We start from the raw sequence: 20,050 nt of genomic DNA, 5'->3' as shown, positions 1-20,050 counted from the left end.
CAAGCCTGCTGGCGTGCTCGTCCAGCGGGCGTGCTAGCGTCTAGCCGCTGGTCGATCAATCGCCAAATCTGGTAGCCCCAGCGGGTGCGTAGTGGCGTCATAGAAATGCACCTGCGTCCCCGACAAATCTCCAAACCGATCAACAAAATGCTGCTTCTGGTTGATCACCGACGCATCGCTCACCGGCCGGATAGCAATCGAGAGCTGCTTCGGTCGGGCCTGGCGGATGGCTTCGAGCAGGTGCTGGTCACTGCTGTCCAGGTGCTGACCGAACAGGCATACCCCTTGGCTTTCCTGGGCCAGCTGCCCCAGGCACCAGCTGAGGTAGTCCGAATGGCGGATGGCGCGCAGTTTTTCGTCGCTGCGGTCTTCGTTGACGAACAGTGGCACTTCACCTGGGATGTTCACGGCAAAGCCATCAAGCAGTTCGGCGCTGTCGGCGCTGCGTTGGCGGGTGGTGCCGTCGGGTAGTTTCAGCAGGTGCAGGCCGCCGTGCAGGTGCATCACCCGCGTGCCTTCGCTGCGGGTGCGACGCACGTCGAAGAAGCCTTGTTCGTCGAACAGGTCGGCGAAGCCGTGTGGGGCGCTCTGTACAGCCCACGGTAGCAGCAGGTCGTAGTTGCTGGTGTAGACGCTGCGGTAGCCACGCAGGGCCTGGTTGAGGGTCGCGAGGGTGGCTGGCGGCATCAGCGGCCACGGCAGGTGTACCGTGCGCACGGCGTGAATCACCGCTTCCTTGATCGAGTAATAGCGGTTCAGCGGTGCGGTGGAGTTGATGGCCAGCGCGGCGTTGGCGCGCACGGTGGTGTTGAGGGCGCTGAGCACCGGCTCGAACAATTCTGTGCCCAACGACTTGAACAGGGCCTGGTCACTGACGGCCAGTCCTTTCTTGCGGCCTGCGCGTTGTGCTTCCTCGAACAGCGAGAAATAGCCGAACGGCTTCCACACTGCACGGCTGGCGCCGTTGCCCAGCAGCAGGGCTTCGCAGGGGTGGCGGGCGGCAAGTTCTGGCCAGGGGGTGAGGGTGGCGTCAAGTGCGGGCATGCTGGAGTCCGTTGGGTAGAGCGGGGAGCGGGGGCGACTTTAGCATGTCGTGCAGGGTGTGCGAGGGCGACTAGCAACAACACCCCCTTCAACCCCGTTCGGCCACTTGCACACTACGGTTGCGGTTACGCCACACCCGATACGCCCGAATCCCCGCCCGCACCGAGCCGAACAGCAGTTTGTCTTCCATTTCCCGTGCCATCCCCGAGCGCACCAGCATGCGCAGGAAGGTGCCCCGGGCGCGGGCGATCGCAAAGAAGATGCCTTGCGCGGCCAGGGTGTCGCGCACTTCACGCAGGGCGGCGATACCGCTGACGTCGATGCTGGTGACGGCTTCGGCATCGAACAGCACGGCCTTGGGTTGGTCCTGGCTCTGCACCGCTTCGAGCAGGCGCATCTTGAAGTAGTCGGCGTTGAAGAACAGGATCGCGTCGTCGAAACGGTACACCACCAGGCCAGGCACGGTGCGGGCGTCCTTGAACTTGCGGATGTCCACCTGGCCTTCGGTGCCCGGCAGCCAGCCGAGCACGGCATCGGTGGGCTGGTAGATGCTGTACAGCAGGCGCAGGATCGCCAGGGTCACGGCAAACACGATGCCAGGCAGCACGCCCAGGCCCAGCACGCCGGCCGTGGTCAGCAAGCAGAGCCAGAACTCGAACCGGCTCAGGCGGCGGATGCGTCCCAGCGATTTGATATCGATGAGTCCCCAGCCGGCCATCAGCAGCACGGCGCCCAATGCGGCCTGTGGAATCCACGCCATAGGCGCGGTGAAAAACAGCAGGATCAAGGCGATGACAAGCGCGGCGATGATGCCCACTAGCTGGCTTTTGCCACCCACCATGTCATTGACGGCGGTGCGCGAGTCGGCACCGCTGATGGCAAAGCCTTGGGACACCCCGGCCGCCAGGTTGCTCACGCCCAGGGCGACGAATTCGTGGTTGGCGTTGATCGCGTAGCCGTGGCGGGCGGCAAAGCTGCGTGCGGTGAGCATGGCGCTGCAGAAACTGACGGTGGCAATACCCAGAGCGTCGCGCAACAGGCTCTTCATCTCTGCCAGGTTGCTGTGCGGCCAGGCCAGCTGCGGGATGCCGGCGGGTACCGGGCCAAGGATGGCGACGCCGAAGCGGTCGAGGCCTAACAGGCCGACAAGCAGCATGAACAGTGCCACCACGGTCAGTGCTGCGGGCAGGCGTGGGTAGCGGCGTGGCAGCCAGATCAGCAGCCCCAGGGCCGCCAGGCCGATGATCAATGTGACCCAGTGAATTTCGCCAAGGCGCTGCAGGAAGTTGATCAGGCTGAGAATGAATCCGTCGCCCTCGATCTTGAATCCCACCACTTTGGACAGCTGCCCGGCGATCAGGCTCAGGCCGATGCCGTTGAGGTAGCCGATCAGGATTGGCCGCGAAAAGAAGCTGGCGATGAACCCGGCCCGTGCCAAGCCTGCGGCGATCAGCATCACCCCAACCAGCACAGTGACGATTACCGACAGCTCGACAATCCGCTGCGGGTCGCCCATGGCCAGTGGTGCCACGGCACCGGCGATCATCGCGCAGGTGGCGGCGTCGGGGCCGACCATCAGCTGGCGTGAGCTGCCGATCAGGGCGTAGACCATCATGGGCAGCACGCACGCGTACAGGCCGTACTGGGGCGGCAGACCGACGATTTGTGCGTAAGCGATGGCGATGGGGATCTGGATCGCCGCAACCGAGAGCCCGGCCTGAAGATCGGCATGGAGCCATTCGCGGCGATAATGCAGCAGGTTGGCAAGACCGGGTAGCCAGCGGGAGAGAAACATGCGTCGTCCTTTCGAAATGCTTCACGTAACCATGTACGCATTGAAGCGGATCGGCAGGTAATTGGCCATGGGCCAGATCAAAAGCGGGCGGGCAGAAACGAAAAAAGGAGCCAAGGCTCCTTTTGACAGCGATGACGTTGCTGGAACGCCATGCGGTGATGCAATGTGGAGCGGGTAGAGGGAATCGAACCCTCAACTAAAGCTTGGGAAGCTTTCGTTTTGCCACTAAACTATACCCGCGTCTGCGCAGCACTTTTTACCAGAACCCTCCACGAATTAGAAGCCCAAGTTATAAAAAAGCTTGTCGGCACCCTATAGCTTGCGGGTATCTGCTACAGAGTGCCGATGCGCTCAGATGGCCAATGCATGCTGCCCCTGTTGTACATGCTGGTAGCGTTGGCGAGGTTCACGCACGGTCGGCTTGAGGAAACCGAGCAAGACACTGCGGGTATCTTCGCAGGCGGCCTTGTTTTCCATGTCGAGGAAATGGCCCGCGTCGTGGATCACGCTGAAGTGGCTCCTGCCCACATGTTTGCCAAACTGCCGGGCATCTTCGACCGTGGTGTACTCGTCGCGGTCGCCGTTGACGAACAGCACCGGGATGTCGATGTTGCGCGCACCTTCCAGCGCTCGCTCCAGGTCATGTTGCAGCACCTCGTTGATGTGGAAGTGCATCTGCGCATATTCGTGGCTGTCCAGGCTGCTGACGTGGCGGTAGTTGAAGCGCTTGAACAGTGACGGCAAATGCTTGCCGATGGTGTCGTTGACCAGATTGCCGACCTGATAACGGTCGCAGGCGGCCAGGTACTGGCAGCCACGGTCCAGGTAGTCGCGCATCGGCTCGTTGATCACCGGCGAGAACGAACTCACCACTGCTTTTTTCACGGACCGCGGCTGGTGCGCCAGCGCCAGCAGCGTACTTGCGCCACCCCACGAGAACGACATCACGTGGTCTGCCCGGAAGTGCTCGATCAGCTCAAGGAGGATATGCGCCTCGGTCTCCTTGCTGATGAACCGTTCCTGGCGGTTGTGCGGCTTGGACTTGCCGGCATACGGCTGGTCGAACAGTACTACGTTGAACTGCGGGTGCAGGTTACGTACCGTTTGGGCGAACGAGGCCGTGGTGGCCAGCGAGCCATTGATCAAGATGATCGTGTTCTCGGCCGCTTCCGCGCGATAGAACTCCGTGTAAACCCGATACTGACCTTGGATATCAAGTACAGCGATTTCTGGCCTCATGTCATCGACTCCTGGCGCAAAAAGGGTATTCGCGTCACCTAGGGTGCACGTTCTTTATGACAGGTAGGCATTTGCCTGAAGAATAACCGGGGGCCCTGTGTCGATCCTTGGCACTTGCGTCGACGGTATTGTTTTTGGCGGGCAATTTGCCGTGCCCCAAGGCATCTAGGCTTTGGGTGGCCGGCAAAAAGGTGTCTTCGACTGCGGGCGTGACTTGGTAGTCACATGCAGACTGACGATTTGGATTCAAGCAGTGGGTCGGGGATCCTGCAAGTGCCGTTCGGGGGGAAATGTGACTTTTGTCGCTGAGCGGTCGTATGACGACCCCGTGCGGTCTGTTCCGGCCTTTTCACGGGCAGTCTAGACCGTGGCGACTTCATCCGCCGTCAGCTCACGAAATTCCCCTGGTGCCAAGCCAGGGTCCAGGTGGATCGCGCCCATGCTCTCCCGATGCAGCCCCACCACCTTGTTGTCGAAGAACCCGAACATGCGCTTGACCTGGTGATAACGCCCTTCGACGATCGCCAGTCGGGCCTGGCGCGGGCCCAGGATGTCCAGCTGGGCGGGTAGGGTGGTGAGGTTTTCAAAGGCGAAATAGAAACCCTCGCGGAACTTGGCCTGGTAGTGCTCGCCAATCTCGTCCTCGGTTTCCACCAGATAGTGCTTGGGCAACTTGGTGGCAGGTTGGGTCAGGCGCCGTGACCATTGGCCATCGTTGGTCAGGATCATCAAACCGGTGGTGTTGAAGTCCAGGCGCCCGGCAATGTGCAGGTCGCCCCGCAACGCCGTAGGCAGCAGGTCGAGCACGGTAGGGTGTTGCGGGTCCTGGGTGGCGCTGACGCAGCCCGTGGGTTTGTGCAGCATCAGGTAGAGTGCCGGGCGACCGGCTTGCAGCAACTGATCGTCCAGCTCCACGCGGCTGAATTCGCGCACCTCCGTCAGCGGGTCGCTGGTTACCACGTCATCCACCCGCACACGGTGTTGCGCCAGCATCAGGCGGGTTTGTTGGCGGTTGAGGCTGGGCAGGTTGGCAAGGAAGCGGTCGAGGCGCATTGCAGCAGGTCAGTGGGCAGTGGTTGATCGAAGTTGTTCTTCAACGGCCGCGCAGCGCGGGCACAGGCACGCTTTGTCACGCAGCTCGGCTGGCAGCGCCTGAAGCACGGCAGGGTCGATACGCACGCTGTAGCACCAGCAGGCCTGGGTGGCGCGGCGCGGGTCGGCCAGGCTGCATTGGTTGAGGGCGCCGCAAGCGGGGCAATGTTGGCTGTCATTCATCTTGGGTTTCACTGCAGACGCGGTTGCGGCCGGCCTGCTTGGCACGATAAAGCGCACGGTCGGCGCGGGTCAGCAGGGCGTGCAGGGTATCTCCCGGCTGCAAGCTGCTCAGGCCGATGCTGGTGGTCAGGCGCAGAGGTTGTTCGTCGTAGCTGAACGTGAGCTGTTCGGTGCGGCGGCGGATCTTTTCCGCCACCTCGATGGCCTGCCGGCCTTCTGCTTCACGCAGCAGCACGATGAACTCCTCGCCGCCCCAGCGGCAGAGTATATCCGATTGGCGCAGGCTGCCTTGCAGCACATTGGCGAACTGGCGCAACACTTCGTCGCCTGCCAGGTGGCCGTGGGTGTCATTCAGCGCCTTGAAGTGGTCCAGGTCGATCAGCAAAGCCACCAGCGGCCCACTGTCGCGCTGGGCTTCGTGCAAGGCCTGGGCGGCGAGCAAGTCAAAGCTGCGCCGGTTGGGCAGGCCGGTAAGGCTGTCGAGGGTGGCCAGGGCCTCGGTACTGGCCTGGTGACGGCGCACCATGGCATGTACCAGCGCCAGCACCACCAAGGTGATCATCGCGCAGATGGCCAGGTTCAGGTACAGGGAGTGGCGAATGCGGTCGAGGGCGCCGGTTTCACGCTTGTCCACCAACAGGTACCAGTCCAGCTCTGGCAAGTGGCGCACGTTGAGGAAGTGGCTGTGGTTGTCGCTGTCATGGTATTCGTGGCTGCCTTCACCAGGCACCATTTGCTGTGCCAGCAGGTCACTCAGCTCAGGGTTTTCGCTCAGTGGCTGGCCGACCCGCAAACCATGCGGGCCACCTTCGGAGCCGGTCAGCAATACCTTGCCCTTGGCATCGGTGAACAATACCGAACGCTGGTAGCGGCGTTGGTACTGGTCGATGAGCTTGACCACCGAAGACACACTCAACCCCACCCCGGCGGCGCCGATAAAGCGCTGCTGGTAGTCATGCACCTGGTAATTGATGAACACGGTCAGGCTGTCCTGGTTGGCCATGTCCAGGTCGACGTTGATCTCATACGGGGCCTTGAGATCGCGCAGGCGGAAATACCACGCGTCGCGCCAGGTGCCCGGCTGTACTTGCTTGAGCACGCCTTTGGCCTGGTAGTAGGTCAGGGTACGGTCGGATACGAAGAACGAGGTGAAGGTGTCTTGCTTGCCCATGACCTCGCCCAGGTAGCGTGTCATGCGCTGGGTGTCCTTCTCGCCTGACAGTATCCAGTCACGCAAAAAAGTATCCTGGGCCATCATCGAGGCGATCAGCACCGGGCGAATCAGGTCTTTCTGGATTTCCGAGTAGACCGTGTCGGAGGTCAGCGGCAGTTCGGTATTGATGATGCCGTCGCGGATGGCACTGCGCGAGGCGAAGTAGCTGAGCAGGGAGGTAGCGAGGAAGCCGCAGGCCAGCAGCACCAGCAGGGTAACGATCAGCGAGCGCTGCGAATACAGAGCGGAACGTGAGGGCATGATCTTCCCATGATGTGTGCCGAGCCGCCCATTCTAGTGAGATGACCGATAAATGACTGCAAGTATTTCGGGGTTATCGCACCTGTATCAAATTGTTGCGGAAATGGCACCGCACCTCGGCATCGCTGTCTTATTCAGTGTCGATGAACGCATTACGCATCGATGCTCGCCAGCGCCGCTGTTCGGGCACTCCAGCGGTCCAGGAGGCCGCCATGTCCTATCGAATCCTGTTGATCGCCCTGCTGGGGCTGATGACTTCCGCCTGCGCTCCGTATTACGAGAGCGGGGGCTATTACCGTTCGGATTACTACTCCTCCGACCGCTATGTGTCGCCGGGCTATTACCGCTATGACCGTTACTATGTGACGCCGCAGCCGCGCTATTACTACCAGCCGGCGCCGCGTTATTACTACCGTTCTGCGCCTGCGCCCCATTACCGGCCGTATCCGCAGCCGGGGATGAACCAGTGGCATGGCAACCCGCGCAATGACTACGGCAACCGCCAGCGTCAGGACTACAGGCAGGATCGGGACCGGCATGATTATCGTGATGGTAGCCAGCGTTACCAGCATGGCGGCTGGCACTCCAATGGGCAGCGCAATGACGGCGGGCGTTGGGATGGCCGGCGTGGGCAAGGGCAAGGGCAAGGTGGAAACTGGCAGCGGTAGGTGATGAAAGCGGGGCGCTTTGCGCCCCATCGCCGGCAAGCCAGCTCCCACAAGAGGCCTCTACGCAGGACATGTGGGCGCTGGCTTGCCGGCGATGGGCTGCAAAGCAGCCCCAGGGTCTTGAATCTAACTCAGATCCGCCAAGGGGTGCCGCCCCTCCCACGCCTTGGAAAAATGCGCCTCGACCACCGCCGCCGGCACCTGAGCCACATCCGGCCAGTGCCAGCGCGGCTGGTCGTCCTTGTCCAGCAACCGGGCGCGCACGCCTTCGCTGAACTCGGGGTGACGGCAACAGTTCAGGCTCATGCTGTATTCCATCTGGAACACCTGCGCCAACGACAGGTGGCGCGCCCGGCGTATCTGTTCCCAGACCAGGTGCGCGGTCAGTGGGCAACCTTCATGCAGCCGTTTGCCCGCGTCCGCCAGCAGCGGGTCTTCATGGTGCTTGAGCCCCTCCAGCGCACGCCACGCCGCCGCCGCATCGGCCACGTCGAGTAACGCATCGATCACCTGCCGGCGCGCCAGCCACTGGGCTTCGGGCAACTCGGCGCAGGCGCGGTGCTGTTCGGCCTTGAGCAGGCTGTTCAACTGCAGGGCGGTCTGCTCCTGCCAGTTCAGTTGCAGCAGCTCTTCTATCAACGCCTCTTGCTGGTACTCGCCCAAGAAGCGGTCGGCCAGGCCCAGGTCGAGGGCATCACGGGCGTTGATTGGTGCGCCCGTCAGCCCCAGGAACAAACCGAGCTTGCCCGGCAGGCGAGCCAGGAACCAGCTGGCGCCCACGTCCGGGTACAGGCCGATGCTGATTTCCGGCATGGCCAGCCGGCTGCTGGGGGTGACGATGCGTACATTGGCGCCCTGCAACAGCCCCATGCCGCCGCCCAGCACATGCCCGTGGCCCCAGCACAGCAGCGGCTTGGGGTAGGTGTGCAGGGCATAGTCCAGGCGGTACTCTGCGGCAAAGAAGGAGGCGGCCAGGGGCGGTACGCTGCCGGGGTGGTCACGGCAGGCTTGCACCAGTGCCCGCACATCCCCCCCGGCGCAGAAGGCTTTGGCGCCGTTGCCGCGCAGCAGCACGCAGACTACCCCTGGGTCGCGGGCCCAGGCATGAAGTTGTTCGCCCAACACCTCGATCATGGGCAGGTTCAGGGCATTGAGTGCCTTGGGTGCATCCAGGGTGGCAATGCCGATGCGGGCGCCATCGGCGCCGGTGAGTACCTCGCAATGAATGGCCATGGACTACCTCGCTCAAGTCATCGCACAAGTATGGCCTGCCTGGCTGAACATGCCGGTTGTCGGTCGGATCGTTTGACAAGCGGGGAGGGGTTACCTAGTGTCGCGCCATTGTTTACGGATGGCCCCATGACTGAAGACGATCGCATCAAACTCGAACCCAGCTGGAAGGCCGCACTGCGCGCCGAATTCGACCAGCCTTACATGCAGCAACTGCGCGAGTTCCTGCGTGGCGAATATGCCGCCGGCAAGGAGATCTACCCGCCAGGGCCGCTGATCTTCAACGCACTCAACTCGACACCGCTGGACCAGGTGAAGGTGGTCATCCTTGGGCAGGACCCTTACCACGGGCCGGGCCAGGCGCATGGCCTGTGTTTCTCGGTGCAGCCGGGCGTGGCCACGCCGCCGTCGCTGGTCAACATCTACAAGGAACTGCAGCGCGACCTGAACATCCCGATTGCCAGCCACGGTTACCTGCAAAGCTGGGCCGAGCAGGGGGTGTTGCTGCTCAACACCACCATGACCGTGGAGCGTGCCAATGCGGCGTCGCACGCCAAGAAGGGCTGGGAGTTCTTTACTGACCGGGTCATCCAGGTGGTCAGCGAGCAGTGCCCGAACGTGGTGTTCCTGCTGTGGGGATCGCATGCGCAGAGCAAGCAGAAGCTGATCGATGGGACCAAGCACCTGGTGCTGAAGTCGGTGCACCCGTCGCCGCTGTCGGCTTACCGTGGGTTCCTGGGGTGCGGCCATTTCAGTCGGACCAACAGCTTCCTTGAGCAGCGTGGTATGGCGCCGATCAACTGGACGTTGCCGCCGCTGTAAGGATTGTGGGGCTGCTTTGCAGCCCCTGGTTTTAAGCTCTCACCCAATAGCGGAACAACGGCTCCGCCAGAAACAGCACGAACAGCAAGCGCATCACCTGCAGCGCCGTCACCAACGGTACCGACAGTTGCAGGGTCTCCGCCGTCAGGCTCATCTCGGCAATCCCACCCGGCATCATCCCCAGCGTCAGCGAACGCAGGTCCAGCGTAGTCATCACGCTTAGCACCCATGCGGCGCTGGCGGCAATCGCCATGCACAATGCCGTGGCCACCAGGGTACGCCCGAGGAATGACGGGGCCCGACGGAAGAACGCTCGGTTGAAATGGCAAGCCAGGCCACTGCCAATCAGCCACTGGCCAATCTGGCTGGCGCCATTGGGCAAGGCGATCTGCAGGTTGCCGGCCAGGCTCATCGTGGCCGCCACCAGTAATGGCCCGAATAGCCAAGGGTTAGGCTGACGCAACCGTTGCCACAGTAGTGCAACGGCAACACCCAACGGCACGATCAAGGCCAGCCAGCCCCAGCTGACACTCCCGGCGTGATTCAGCGGTACGCCGTCACCCAGCAAGAACTTGAACAGCGCCGGTACGCACAGCACCACTGCCAGCACCCGCAGGCTCTGCGCTGCCGCCACTTGGCTGAGCACCGCGCCGTTGCGTGCGCCGAGGTTGACCATCTCCCCCGAGCCTCCAGGCATGCTGGCGAAAAAAGCCGTGGCGCGGTCTTCACCGGTCTTTCGCAACAGCCACACGCTGATCACGCTGGACAGGGTAGTGAACAGTGCACCGAAGAAAATCAGCGCGAAGTGGCTACCCACCTGTTCAATCACGGCCGGGGTAAAGTGCAGGCCAATGCCGATGCCGATGATGCACTGCCCGCACTTGCGGCCATTGGGAATTTCCGACAACTGCCAGGGCGTCAGGCAGCGCACCAGGATGATCGCCAGCAACGAGCCGACCATCCACGGCAAGGGCCAGCCGACCTTGCTGGCGATGTAACCGCCAGCAAGGCCGACCAGCCCGGTCGCGACAAACAGCGGCAACGGTCGATCAGGCATCGGCCAGGGCCCGACGCTGCTGGCTGCGTTTGCGCCAGATGCGCAGCAGCGGCAGGGTAAGCATCACCACCACCAGCGCCCACACGCCCATGCTGATCGGGCTCGACCAGAGGATGCCCAGCTCACCGTTGGAGATCGACAGTGCGCGGCGCAGGTTCTGCTCCATCAACCCGCCGAGGATGAAACCCAGCAGGATCGGCGACAGCGGGAAGTCCAGCTTGCGCAGGATGTAGCCCATGATGCCGATGCCGACCATCAGGAACAGGTCGAAGGTGGTGGCGTGCACGGCGTACACACCGATGGCGGTGATGATGGCGATCACTGGCACCAGCGCCCAGTTCGGCACGGCGAGGATGCGGGTGAAGATGCGGATCATCGGGATGTTGAGGATCACCAGCATGATGTTGGCGATGAACAGCGAAGCGATCAGGCCCCAGACGATGTCCGGTTGCTGTTCGAACAGCATTGGGCCGGGGGTGATGTTGTACAGGGTCAGGGCGCCGATCATCACTGCGGTGGTGCCAGAGCCGGGTACCCCCAGGGTCAGCATCGGGACCAGGGCGCCACAGCAGGACGCGCCGATGGCAGTTTCCGGCGCGGCCAGGCCACGCGCATCGCCCTTGCCGAACTTGCCGCTTTCCCCGGCCAGGCGTTTCTCGGTCATGTAGGCCACGGCACTGGCCAGCGTCGCACCAGCCCCGGGCAGAACGCCCATGATGAAACCAAGCAGGCCGCAACGGATGTTGACCACGAATACCGAAGCCGCTTCCTTGAAGTTGAACAGCATGCGCCCGGTGGCTTTTACCGCCTGGTGACCGTGGTGGGTCTTTTCCAGCAGCAGGAGGATTTCACTGATGGAGAACAGGCCCAGCACCAACACCACGAACTGGATGCCGTCGGCCAGGTGCACACTGTCACCGGTGAAGCGGTACACGCCACTGTTGGCGTCGATGCCGACCGCCGACAGGAACAGGCCGATCAGGGCGGCAATGAAGGTTTTCAGCGGTTTGTCACCTGCCATGCCGCCCAGGGCGACGATGGCGAACACCATCAGCACGAAGTACTCCGCCGGGCCGAAGGCGATAGCCCATTTCGCCAGCAGCGGGGCGAACAGCACCATGCCGCAGGTGGCGATGAAGGCACCGATGAACGAGCTCCAGGCCGACAGCGACAGCGCAACGCCCGCCAGGCCTTGGCGGGCCATCGGGTAGCCGTCCAGGGTGGTCATCACGGTCGAGGCTTCGCCCGGGATGTTCAGCAGGATCGAGCTGATACGCCCGCCATACTCGCAGCCCAGGTACACCGCGGCCAGCAGGATCAGCGCCGACTCTGGCGGCAGGCCCAAGGCGAAGGCGATGGGGATCAGCAAGGCCACGCCGTTGATCGGGCCCAGGCCTGGCAGCAGGCCGACGACAGTGCCGATCAGGGTGCCGGAGAGGGCGGTGACCAGGTTGTAGGGGGACAGGGCAACGCCGAAGCCCTGGCCCAGGTAGCTCAAGGTATCCATGTGTCAGTTCTCCAGTACGCTCAGCAGGCCAAGGGGCAGGGGCACGTCCATCACGCGGTCGAACAGCCAGTAGAGCAGCACGCTCATGCCGATCACCACGATGGCGCTGTGCAGCCAGCGGCCGCCGTACAGGCGGGCCATGGGCAGGCCGACCAGGATGGCGCTGAGGATGAAGCCCAGGGCTTCGAAGGTGGCCGCGAAGACGATCAGCAGGCCCACGCAGGCGGTGATCTTGGTCAGGGTTTCGCGGTCCAGTTCCGGTTCATCGTCCTTGCGCACGATGGGCGTGGGGCGGAACACCAGGTACAGCAGGCCCAGGCTCATCAGGCCTAGCATGAGCAGGGGGTAGGCCCGCGGGCCCACCGGCTCATAGGAAAACGCCGCCTGGTAGGGCCAGGCCATCACGGCCAGGGCGGCGCACACCGCTAGCAGGACCAGGGCGAAGATGCGTTGCAGGATCATTGGGGAATCCTCGTTGTTATTCTGAACGACGCGGATTCTGTGGGAGCGGGCTTGCCCCGCGAACACCGGCAAAGCCGGTGCCATGCATCGCGGTGCTGACTTCGCGGGACAAGCCCGCTTCCACAGAGATCGGTGACGGGGCGTTGACTACTTACTGAATCAGGCCAAATTCCTTGGCCAGTGCCTTGTAGTCGGCCACCTGCTTCTTCACATAGCCGTCCAGCTCTTCGCCGGTCATGGCGAACGGGAACAGCTCGCGCTGGTCACGCAGCTTGGCGAAGTCTTCCGAAGCCAGCATCTTGTCGAACGAAGCCTTCCACCAGGCATAGTCTTCGTCGCTCACCTTCGGCCCCAGGTAGAAGCCGCGCACTACCGGCCAGACGATGTCGTAGCCCTGTTCCTTGGCGGTAGGGATGTCTTTCATCTCGGGCTCGTCCAGGCGGTTTTCCGAGAACACCGCAAGGATGCGCATGTTGCCGCTCTGGATGTGCGGCATGGAGTCGGAGATGTCGGTCGAGCCGACCTGGATATGGCCACCCAGCAGCGCCGTGGCGATTTCGCCACCACCTTCCAGGGCCACATAGCGCAGGTCACGCGGGTTGATGCCGGCAGCCTTGGCGATCAAGGCGGTCTGCATCCAGTCCTGGCTGCCCACGGTGCCGCCGGAGCCGATCACCACTTTGCTCGGGTCTTTCTTCAACGCCGCGACCAGGTCATCGAGGGTTTTGTAGGGCGAGTCGCTTTTCACCGCAATGGCGCCGTAGCTGGTGCCGACAGCGGCCAGCCATTTCACCGCGTTCTCATCGAAACGACCGAACTTACCCTGGGCCAGGTTGAGCAACGAGCCGCTGGACCAGGCCACCAGGGTGCCGGCATCGGCCGGGCGCTGAGCGACCACGGCGTTGTAGGCCACCGCGCCGACGCCACCTGGCATGTAGGTGACGCGCATCGGCTTGCTGAGGATCTTTTCCTGTACCAGGGCGCTTTGCACCAGTTTGCAGGTCAGGTCGAAGCCACCGCCGGGCGAGGCGGGTGCGATGCATTCTGGGCGTTTCGGTTCGGCAGCGAGGGCGTTACCGGCCAACAGCAGGCAGCCGGTAGCGAGGACGAGGCGGCGCAGTGAAAAGGTCATCGTCTATCTCCGTGAGCGTTTTTGTTATTGGATTAGTGCTATTGGATTACCAAAGCGCGACGCTGTAGCTCACCAGCAGCCGCACTTCGTCCGCATCGCGGGCGAAGTTGGAGCGGAAGGTGGCGTTGCGCAGGCGCACGGCGACGTTCTTCAACGGGCCGCTTTGTACCACGTACTTCAGCTCGGTGTTGCGCTCCCACTCCTTGCCCTCGCCACCGGCGGCGCGGCTGACGTTGTCGCCGCTGATATAGCGAGTCATGAAGGTCAGGCCGGGCACGCCGAGGGCGGCGAAGTTGTAGTCGTAACGCGCTTGCCAGGAACGCTCGTCGGCACCGGCGAAGTCGTTGATCTGGACGAAGTTGACCAGGTACGGGTCGGCGCCATCGACATACGGGAAGGCGCTGTCGCCCGACAACTGCTGCCAGGCGGCGCTGACCTTGTGTCCGCCCAGGGCGTAGCTGAGCATGCCGTTGACGGTGGTGTTGTCGATGTTGCCGGCCTTGGCGGCACCCGCGTCGTCGCTCACGGCCAGGCGCAGGTCGGCGCCGAAGGTACCCGGGCCCCATGGCTGGGTGGCGACCATGCCAATGAAATGCTGGCGGTAGATGTCGTCGAGCTGGGCGAAGTGGTAGCTGCCGGTGATGCGGTCGGTGAACTGGTAGTCCAGACCGCCCAAGGCCAGGTTGTCGGCATTGAACGAACCACCGAAGCGGCCGTTCTTGTTGTTCAGCGCCAGGTCTTCCCAGTTGGTGTCGTTGCGGTCCTTGGCCTTGTCCAGGCGCCCGCCCGTGAAGGTCAGGCCCTTGATTTCCTTCGAGGTGAGCAGGCCGCCTTCGAAGGTTTGCGGCAGGATGCGCCCGTCGTTGGGTTGCAGGGTCGGCAGCTCGGGGATCAGGGTGCCAATCTTCAGTTCGGTCTGGGATACCTTCACTTTGCCGGTCAGGCCAAGCTTGGAGTACTCGTCGGCAGCTTTGCCATCGTCGTGGGTCGGCAGCAGGCCGGTATCGGTGCGGTCGGGGCTGGAGTCGAGCTTGATGCCGAGCATGCCCAGTGCATCCAGGCCGAAGCCTACGGTGCCCTCGGTGTAGCCGGACTCGAAATTGAGCATGAAACCCTGGGCCCACTCGTCGCGCTTGGATTGCTGCGCACTGGTGCCGTCGCGGAAGTCGCGGTTGAAGTACATGTTGCGGGTTTCGAAGGTGGCCGTGCTGTCTTCGAAGAAGGCGGCCTGGCTCATCGGGGCGACACCGGCAAGCGCGAGGGCGCTGGCGATGGCAGAGGGGCGTGCGGCAAAGGAACGGGTAGGCGCGAACGCCTGCGGCTGCGATGACAGCATCGTCGATGACTCCGTTTATTGTTCTTATTCGTTGCACCTTGCGGGTGCTTTTTTCGGCGCGAAGGGCGACCGTGGTGCGATGCTAGGTAACGAACCTTTCGCTAACCTTTCAGTGAGAAAGGTTTGTTACAAGGGGCTTCACAGGCTCCGCGACAGCGGTACACTCCGCGCCACCGTCCCACCCGAGCAGGGAGAATCCGATGCGTGTGCTGCTGGTCGAAGACCACCTGCAACTGGCCGAAAGCGTGGCCCAGGCTTTGAAAAGCCACGGCCTGACCGTGGATGTGCTGCATGACGGCGTGGCTGCCGACCTGGCCCTGGCCAGTGAGGAATACGCCGTGGCTGTGCTGGATGTCGGCTTGCCGCGCATGGACGGTTTCGAGGTGCTGGCGCGCCTGCGTGGCCGTGGCAAGACCGTGCCGGTGCTGATGCTGACCGCGCGCAGCGACGTCAAGGACCGGGTCCATGGCCTGAACCTGGGCGCCGACGACTACTTGGCCAAACCGTTCGAACTGACCGAGCTGGAAGCACGGGTCAAGGCTCTGCTGCGCCGCAGTGTGCTCGGTGGCGAGCGGCAGCAGCGTTGCGGGCCGCTGGTCTACGACCTGGATACCCGACGCTTCACCTTGGGCGCTGACAACCTGACCCTGACGTCACGCGAGCAGAGCGTGCTGGAAGCGTTGATCGCCCGCCCGGGCCGGGTGATGAGCAAAGAGCAGTTGGCTGCCCAGGTGTTCGGCCTGGACGAGGAAGCCAGCCCCGACGCCATCGAAATCTACATCCACCGCCTTCGCAAGAAACTCGACGGGCACCTGGTGGCCATCGTCACCTTCCGCGGCCTGGGTTACCTGCTAGAGCACCGCGATGCGTGACAACGGCAGCTTGCGCGGGCGCCTGCTGGGCAACCTGGCCTTGCTGCTGGTGGTGCTGATGCTGGCCAGCGGCCTGAGCGCCTACTGGAATGGCCGCGAAGCCGCCGACACAGCCTACGATCGCACCTTGCTGGCCTCGGCGCGGACCATTGCCGCAGGTCTGTCACAGCGTGACGGCTCGCTGAGTGCGGATGTGCCCTATGTGGCACTGGACACCTTCGCCTACGACAGCGCCGGGCGCATCTACTACCAGGTGCTGGACATCAAGCAGCGGCTGATTTCCGGTTACGAGAACCTGCCGCCACCGCCGCCGGGCACGCCGCGCACTGACGATTACCCGGCCTTGGCGCGGTTCTACAACGCCACCTACCTCGGCCAGGACGTGCGCGTTGTCAGCCTGCTGAAAGCGGTGAGCGAGCCGAACATGAACGGTATGGCGGAAATCCGCGTGGCCGAAACCGAGGAAGCACGGGTACGCATGGCACGCGGGTTGATGGCCGATACCCTGCTGCGCCTTGGGATGCTGGCGCTGGGCGCACTGGTCATGGTGTGGTTTGCTGTAAGTGCGGCGTTGAGGCCGCTGGAGCGACTGCGTTCGGCGGTGGAGGAGCGCCAGCCGGATGATTTGCGGGCTTTGCCGGTGGTGCAGGTGCAGCGTGAGCTTGGCCCTCTGGTGCGGGCCTTGAACCACTTTACCGAGCGCTTGCGCGGCCAGTTCGAGCGCCAGGCGCAGTTCATTGCCGATGCCGCCCATGAATTGCGTACGCCGCTGGCTGCCTTGAAGGCGCGTGTGGAACTGGGCCTGCGCTCGTCGGAGCCGCAAGAGTGGCGGCAGACGCTGGAATCTGCGGCCCAGGGCACTGACCGCCTGACCCACCTTGCCAACCAGTTGTTGTCGCTGGCGCGCGTCGAGAACGGCGCGCGGGCGATTGCCGAAGGTGGTGCACAGCGCCTGGACCTGAGCCAGCTGGCCCGTGAACTGGGCATGGCCATGGCGCCGTTGGCATACAAACGCGGCGTTGCGCTGGCCCTGGAGGCCGAGGCGCCGGTGTGGCTGAAGGGGGAGCCGACGCTGCTCAACGAGCTGTTGAGCAACCTGGTGGACAATGCCCTGGCGCATACGCCGGCTGGCGGCAACGTGATTTTGCGGGTGGTGGCACCAGCGGTGCTGGAGGTGGAAGACGACGGGCCGGGCATTCCCGAGGCTGAGCGTGAGCGGGTTTTCGAGCGGTTCTACCGGCGCAGTGCGCAAGGGAGCGGGCTTGGGCTGGCGATTGTCGGTGAGATCTGCCGGGCGCACCTGGCGCAGGTGAGCCTGCATGATGGCGAGAACGGCGGGCTGCGGGTGCGGGTGAGTTTTATCGCGGATTGATGAGTTGCCTGTGCCGGCCTCTTCGCGGGTAAACCCGCTCCCACAGGTACTGCGCCAGATCAGAAGGCAGCGCTATTCTTGTGGGAGCGGGTTTACCCGCGAAGAGGCCGGCACAGGCTGAAGCAAGTCAGCGGAGCATACTTCGCGCTTCAAGCAGTTCATCCACCTCCAGTTCAGTACCAAACGGCAACCCCAAGTGGCGGTACGCCGGCAGTGCCGCCAGCGGCCGGTGGCGACCGCGCTGACTGATGCAGCGGGCAATCTGCACGATGTCGATGTAGTCGACCTTGTCAGTCTGCCGGTCCAGGTCCTGAACCTGGCTGGGCAGGTTGACCAACTGCTCCGGAAACTCCCAGGCCTTGAGGATCTTGTCCCCCAGCACCGGCTGGATCTGCTCGATCACATAATGCAGGCAAACCGGGTCGGACAGCAGTTCGTTATGCTCTTGGGCGTAGATGAGCACCGGCAGTGCGCCAATCTGATTGACCAGCCCGCCCAAGGTGGCCTGGTCCGGTTTGAGTTGCGTGTAACGCCGGCAGACTTCGTAGCTGATGCCCGCCACTTCCAGGCTGTTGACCCAGATATCGCGCATTTTTTGTTCGACCGCCGGCGCGCGGGCGTGGAAAATCTGCTCGATCACCAGGCCGATGGCTAGGTTGCAGCTGTAGTTGATGCCCAGCCGCGTGATGGCGGTGTGCAGGTCGGTGACCTCGACCGCTGCGCGCAGCAGCGGGCTGTTGACTACCTTGATCAGGCGCGCTGAAAGAGCCGCATCGCGACCGATCACCTTGCTCAGGGCCGCAACGCTGATCTCGCTGTCTTCCGCTGCCTCACGGATGCTCAAGGCAACCTCGGGCAGGGTCGGCAGGACCAGGTCATCCTTTTCGATGGCATCGAGCAACTGTGCTTGAACCATCTCGGCCAGCTTGTTCATGGGCGTGTCTACCGCAGTGGTGGTGCGGCCCCGCCACAGGGGCGGGGCAGGCTGGTCAGCGCTGGATTTCCCGGTCGCGGTCCAGTTCGTAAGGGAGGGTCAATACCTGCAGGCGTGGGCCTTCGAGGCTACCCAGGTGCAAGTTGTCATCTTCCACCGCCTCGGCGCTGAGCACCGCAAGCAGTTCACAGCCTGCGCCGTTGCCTGCAGCAATGACCACTTCACCGACTGACGAACCATGGGTGGGCGAGAAGATCTCGGCGCCCGGCGCCGGGATGGCCTGTTGGTCCAGCGCCAGGCGGTACTGCCGGCGCTTGAGCTTGCCCAGGTACTGCATGCGGGCGACGATTTCCTGGCCGGTGTAGCAGCCTTTCTTGAAGCTGACACCATCGACGGCTTGCAGGTTGATCATCTGCGGGATGAACAGCTCACGGGTCGGCCCCATGACCTGGCCGATACCGGCGCGAACCTGCCCCAATAGCCAGTCGTTGAGACTGCCCAGAGGCAGCGCGCTGGCGAGTGCCACGCGCACCGTGTCGGCGGTGTCTGCCGGCACCCACAGCTCCACGCGGCCTGCAGAAACAGCGATAGCAATCAGGCCCTCATGGCGCACTGTGCTGCCGGCAGCTGCGGGGACGTCGAGCCCCAGCGCTTGCAGTGCAGCGTCGCCACCTTGCAGGCCAAAGCGTGCCCAGGCGGCGCTTTCATCGGTCAGCGTGGCCTTGGAAAATACGGCGTACTTCTTCAGGTCGGCCAGTTGCGCGTCGAGCAGTTCACTGGCCATGGCCAGCAGGTAGCCATTGCCCTCGGGCAGGATACGGAAGCTCGATTGCATGCGCCCCTTGACCATGCAGCGGGCACCGAGGCTGGCGTGTTCCTGGCTGAGGTAGTTGATGTTGCAGGTCAGCTGGCCTTGCAGGAACTTGCCTGCATCGGAGCCGCGGACGGCGAGGATGCCCTCGTGGGACAGGGGGCAGAAGAAAGCGGAATCGGCCATGGGTCATCGCGGTGGCTAAAGACTGGCGGCCATCATAGAACGCCGGTAACAAAATAGGTAGGTGACTAGACCAACGCCCGGTGTCGCTTCGCGTGCCTGGCTGTATACTGGCGGGCCATTCGAGGAGGGCCCCATGGTCGAACAAACTGAACTCAACCGGCTTTTCTGGCACAGCCGCCGTGGCATGCTGGAACTGGACGTACTGCTGGTGCCTTTCACCCAGGAAGTCTACCCCACCCTCAACGAGACTGACCGCGAACTGTATGTGCGTCTGTTGAGCTGCGAGGATCAGGACATGTTCGGCTGGTTCATGGAACGCACCGAGTCTGAAGACCCGGAGCTGCAGCGCATGGTTCGCATCATTCTGGACCGTGTCCAGCCCAAGTGAGTGCTTCGAGTGCCGCTGGCAAGGCTCGCGCCTGCTGCTAGCGGCCTATCTGGTTTGCCAGGTGCTGGCGTGGCTTGCCGTGTGGGCGAGCCCGTTGCCAGGGTGGCTCGCCTTTTTCATTGTCGCCGCCTGTATTGCCCACGCTGGCTGGGCGATTCCCCGTCGAATCCTGTTGACCCATGCGCATGCCGTCGTCGGCCTGCGCCGTGATGTGCGCGGCTGGCATGTGTTCAGCCGTGCGCGTGGCTGGCAACCGGTGCGTTTGTGTCGGGATAGCGTGGCCTTGCCGCGGCTGGTGGTGTTGCGCTTTGAGCGTGCAGGGCGATGGGTGGGGGAGAGCCAGTGCATACCGCAGGATGCGCTGGCGGCTGACGAGCATCGGCGCTTGCGGGTGCGGTTGAAATTCAGCCGACGGCGCTGGGCCGAGGTGAGCCGGGCATAGATCA

At 63.3% G+C, this 20,050-nt stretch carries 20 protein-coding genes and 1 tRNA gene; 6 read left to right on the top strand and 15 right to left on the bottom strand.

The window, feature by feature from the left end:
* Positions 1-33 precede the first annotated feature (33 nt).
* The 7 genes from QQL85_RS15305 to QQL85_RS15275 form a co-directional block, all read right to left on the bottom strand.
* On the bottom strand, positions 34-1,044 hold the full coding sequence (locus tag QQL85_RS15305; protein WP_284354353.1) for a DUF4917 family protein: 1,011 nt from the start codon (positions 1,042-1,044) through the stop codon (positions 34-36).
* A gap of 88 nt (positions 1,045-1,132) precedes the next feature.
* A complete protein-coding gene (locus QQL85_RS15300; RefSeq protein WP_284354352.1) occupies positions 1,133-2,839 on the bottom strand; it encodes a SulP family inorganic anion transporter in 1,707 nt (568 codons plus the stop codon).
* Positions 2,840-3,005: 166 nt separating this feature from the next.
* Positions 3,006-3,079, bottom strand: a tRNA-Gly gene (locus QQL85_RS15295).
* A 111-nt stretch (positions 3,080-3,190) separates the two neighbouring features.
* The gene (locus tag QQL85_RS15290) at positions 3,191-4,078 is read right to left on the bottom strand and encodes an alpha/beta fold hydrolase (protein ID WP_284354351.1); all 888 of its coding nucleotides are present in this window, start codon (positions 4,076-4,078) and stop codon (positions 3,191-3,193) included.
* 360 nt (positions 4,079-4,438) lie between these two features.
* Positions 4,439-5,131 (bottom strand): pseudouridine synthase, encoded by a 693-nt coding sequence (locus QQL85_RS15285; RefSeq protein ID WP_284354350.1) that lies wholly within the window; start codon positions 5,129-5,131, stop codon positions 4,439-4,441.
* A gap of 9 nt (positions 5,132-5,140) precedes the next feature.
* The gene (locus tag QQL85_RS15280; protein ID WP_284354349.1) at positions 5,141-5,353 is read right to left on the bottom strand and encodes a cysteine-rich CWC family protein; all 213 of its coding nucleotides are present in this window, start codon (positions 5,351-5,353) and stop codon (positions 5,141-5,143) included.
* Complete coding sequence (locus QQL85_RS15275; protein ID WP_284354348.1) at positions 5,346-6,827, bottom strand: sensor domain-containing diguanylate cyclase; 1,482 nt, start codon at positions 6,825-6,827, stop codon at positions 5,346-5,348. The genes QQL85_RS15280 and QQL85_RS15275 overlap by 8 nt, the downstream gene beginning before the upstream one ends.
* Before the next feature lie 212 nt (positions 6,828-7,039).
* Here QQL85_RS15275 and QQL85_RS15270 point away from each other — a divergent pair, with 212 nt between their 5' ends.
* The gene (locus QQL85_RS15270; protein ID WP_284354347.1) at positions 7,040-7,495 is read left to right on the top strand and encodes a hypothetical protein; all 456 of its coding nucleotides are present in this window, start codon (positions 7,040-7,042) and stop codon (positions 7,493-7,495) included.
* A gap of 126 nt (positions 7,496-7,621) precedes the next feature.
* On the opposite strand, the gene QQL85_RS15265 is transcribed toward QQL85_RS15270, so the two are convergent.
* Positions 7,622-8,728, bottom strand: a complete 1,107-nt coding sequence (locus QQL85_RS15265; protein WP_284354346.1) for an enoyl-CoA hydratase/isomerase family protein — start codon at positions 8,726-8,728, stop codon at positions 7,622-7,624.
* 126 nt (positions 8,729-8,854) lie between these two features.
* On the opposite strand from QQL85_RS15265, the gene ung reads away from it, so the two are divergent.
* Positions 8,855-9,547: a uracil-DNA glycosylase gene (ung, locus tag QQL85_RS15260; protein ID WP_284354345.1), complete on the top strand. Its 693-nt coding sequence runs from the start codon at positions 8,855-8,857 to the stop codon at positions 9,545-9,547.
* A gap of 31 nt (positions 9,548-9,578) precedes the next feature.
* Here ung and QQL85_RS15255 read toward each other — a convergent pair whose 3' ends face one another.
* The 5 genes from QQL85_RS15255 to QQL85_RS15235 all read right to left on the bottom strand — a co-directional run bounded on the left by QQL85_RS15255 (position 9,579) and on the right by QQL85_RS15235 (position 15,041).
* Positions 9,579-10,604 (bottom strand): AbrB family transcriptional regulator, encoded by a 1,026-nt coding sequence (locus QQL85_RS15255; protein ID WP_284354344.1) that lies wholly within the window; start codon positions 10,602-10,604, stop codon positions 9,579-9,581.
* Positions 10,597-12,111, bottom strand: a complete 1,515-nt coding sequence (locus QQL85_RS15250; RefSeq protein WP_284354343.1) for a tripartite tricarboxylate transporter permease — start codon at positions 12,109-12,111, stop codon at positions 10,597-10,599. The genes QQL85_RS15255 and QQL85_RS15250 overlap by 8 nt, the downstream gene beginning before the upstream one ends.
* A gap of 3 nt (positions 12,112-12,114) precedes the next feature.
* A complete protein-coding gene (locus tag QQL85_RS15245; protein WP_284354342.1) occupies positions 12,115-12,573 on the bottom strand; it encodes a tripartite tricarboxylate transporter TctB family protein in 459 nt (152 codons plus the stop codon).
* A 151-nt stretch (positions 12,574-12,724) separates the two neighbouring features.
* Entirely contained in the window at positions 12,725-13,705 is a 981-nt protein-coding gene (locus tag QQL85_RS15240; RefSeq protein ID WP_003252023.1) for a Bug family tripartite tricarboxylate transporter substrate binding protein, read from the bottom strand.
* A gap of 46 nt (positions 13,706-13,751) precedes the next feature.
* Positions 13,752-15,041, bottom strand: coding sequence for an OprD family porin (locus QQL85_RS15235; RefSeq protein WP_284354341.1), 1,290 nt, complete (start codon positions 15,039-15,041; stop codon positions 13,752-13,754).
* 200 nt (positions 15,042-15,241) lie between these two features.
* Between QQL85_RS15235 and QQL85_RS15230 the strand changes: the two genes are divergently transcribed.
* Complete coding sequence (locus QQL85_RS15230; protein WP_284354340.1) at positions 15,242-15,913, top strand: response regulator; 672 nt, start codon at positions 15,242-15,244, stop codon at positions 15,911-15,913.
* Positions 15,906-17,285: a sensor histidine kinase gene (locus QQL85_RS15225; protein ID WP_284354339.1), complete on the top strand. Its 1,380-nt coding sequence runs from the start codon at positions 15,906-15,908 to the stop codon at positions 17,283-17,285. Before QQL85_RS15230 ends, QQL85_RS15225 begins: the two co-directional genes overlap by 8 nt.
* A 127-nt stretch (positions 17,286-17,412) precedes the next feature.
* Here QQL85_RS15225 and QQL85_RS15220 read toward each other — a convergent pair whose 3' ends face one another.
* Together QQL85_RS15220 and QQL85_RS15215 are read right to left on the bottom strand one after the other, a co-directional pair.
* Positions 17,413-18,219, bottom strand: a complete 807-nt coding sequence (locus QQL85_RS15220; RefSeq protein ID WP_284354338.1) for an HDOD domain-containing protein — start codon at positions 18,217-18,219, stop codon at positions 17,413-17,415.
* Between the two features lie 55 nt (positions 18,220-18,274).
* Positions 18,275-19,216 carry a YgfZ/GcvT domain-containing protein gene (locus QQL85_RS15215; RefSeq protein ID WP_284354337.1) on the bottom strand — a complete coding sequence of 314 codons (942 nt, stop codon included), beginning with the start codon at positions 19,214-19,216 and terminating at the stop codon, positions 18,275-18,277.
* A 133-nt stretch (positions 19,217-19,349) separates the two neighbouring features.
* On the opposite strand from QQL85_RS15215, the gene QQL85_RS15210 reads away from it, so the two are divergent.
* Both QQL85_RS15210 and QQL85_RS15205 read left to right on the top strand, forming a co-directional pair.
* Positions 19,350-19,604 (top strand): succinate dehydrogenase assembly factor 2, encoded by a 255-nt coding sequence (locus QQL85_RS15210; protein ID WP_003252043.1) that lies wholly within the window; start codon positions 19,350-19,352, stop codon positions 19,602-19,604.
* On the top strand, positions 19,588-20,046 hold the full coding sequence (locus QQL85_RS15205) for a protein YgfX (protein ID WP_284354336.1): 459 nt from the start codon (positions 19,588-19,590) through the stop codon (positions 20,044-20,046). The genes QQL85_RS15210 and QQL85_RS15205 overlap by 17 nt, the downstream gene beginning before the upstream one ends.
* The last annotated feature ends 4 nt before the right edge of the window (positions 20,047-20,050 follow it).

Source organism: Pseudomonas putida (assembly GCF_030159595.1).
Taxonomy (GTDB): Bacteria; Pseudomonadota; Gammaproteobacteria; order Pseudomonadales; family Pseudomonadaceae; genus Aquipseudomonas; species Aquipseudomonas putida_AC.
The sequence above is the reverse complement of the archived record's forward strand: the minus strand, read 5'-3'. Positions and strand labels throughout refer to the sequence as shown.

Bases quoted from the DNA above. Each gene is read 5' to 3' on its own strand.
- QQL85_RS15255 (WP_284354344.1), bottom strand. From the start codon at position 10,604: ATGCCTGATCGACCGTTGCCGCTGTTTGTCGCGACCGGGCTGGTCGGC.
- QQL85_RS15285 (WP_284354350.1), bottom strand. From the start codon at position 5,131: ATGCGCCTCGACCGCTTCCTTGCCAACCTGCCCAGCCTCAACCGCCAA.
- QQL85_RS15220 (WP_284354338.1), bottom strand. From the start codon at position 18,219: ATGAACAAGCTGGCCGAGATGGTTCAAGCACAGTTGCTCGATGCCATC.
- QQL85_RS15270 (WP_284354347.1), top strand. From the start codon at position 7,040: ATGTCCTATCGAATCCTGTTGATCGCCCTGCTGGGGCTGATGACTTCC.
- QQL85_RS15275 (WP_284354348.1), bottom strand. From the start codon at position 6,827: ATGCCCTCACGTTCCGCTCTGTATTCGCAGCGCTCGCTGATCGTTACC.
- QQL85_RS15215 (WP_284354337.1), bottom strand. From the start codon at position 19,216: ATGGCCGATTCCGCTTTCTTCTGCCCCCTGTCCCACGAGGGCATCCTC.
- QQL85_RS15235 (WP_284354341.1), bottom strand. From the start codon at position 15,041: ATGCTGTCATCGCAGCCGCAGGCGTTCGCGCCTACCCGTTCCTTTGCC.
- QQL85_RS15250 (WP_284354343.1), bottom strand. From the start codon at position 12,111: ATGGATACCTTGAGCTACCTGGGCCAGGGCTTCGGCGTTGCCCTGTCC.
- QQL85_RS15230 (WP_284354340.1), top strand. From the start codon at position 15,242: ATGCGTGTGCTGCTGGTCGAAGACCACCTGCAACTGGCCGAAAGCGTG.
- QQL85_RS15210 (WP_003252043.1), top strand. From the start codon at position 19,350: ATGGTCGAACAAACTGAACTCAACCGGCTTTTCTGGCACAGCCGCCGT.
- QQL85_RS15245 (WP_284354342.1), bottom strand. From the start codon at position 12,573: ATGATCCTGCAACGCATCTTCGCCCTGGTCCTGCTAGCGGTGTGCGCC.
- QQL85_RS15240 (WP_003252023.1), bottom strand. From the start codon at position 13,705: ATGACCTTTTCACTGCGCCGCCTCGTCCTCGCTACCGGCTGCCTGCTG.
- QQL85_RS15265 (WP_284354346.1), bottom strand. From the start codon at position 8,728: ATGGCCATTCATTGCGAGGTACTCACCGGCGCCGATGGCGCCCGCATC.
- QQL85_RS15290 (WP_284354351.1), bottom strand. From the start codon at position 4,078: ATGAGGCCAGAAATCGCTGTACTTGATATCCAAGGTCAGTATCGGGTT.
- QQL85_RS15280 (WP_284354349.1), bottom strand. From the start codon at position 5,353: ATGAATGACAGCCAACATTGCCCCGCTTGCGGCGCCCTCAACCAATGC.
- QQL85_RS15305 (WP_284354353.1), bottom strand. From the start codon at position 1,044: ATGCCCGCACTTGACGCCACCCTCACCCCCTGGCCAGAACTTGCCGCC.
- QQL85_RS15300 (WP_284354352.1), bottom strand. From the start codon at position 2,839: ATGTTTCTCTCCCGCTGGCTACCCGGTCTTGCCAACCTGCTGCATTAT.
- ung (WP_284354345.1), top strand. From the start codon at position 8,855: ATGACTGAAGACGATCGCATCAAACTCGAACCCAGCTGGAAGGCCGCA.
- QQL85_RS15225 (WP_284354339.1), top strand. From the start codon at position 15,906: ATGCGTGACAACGGCAGCTTGCGCGGGCGCCTGCTGGGCAACCTGGCC.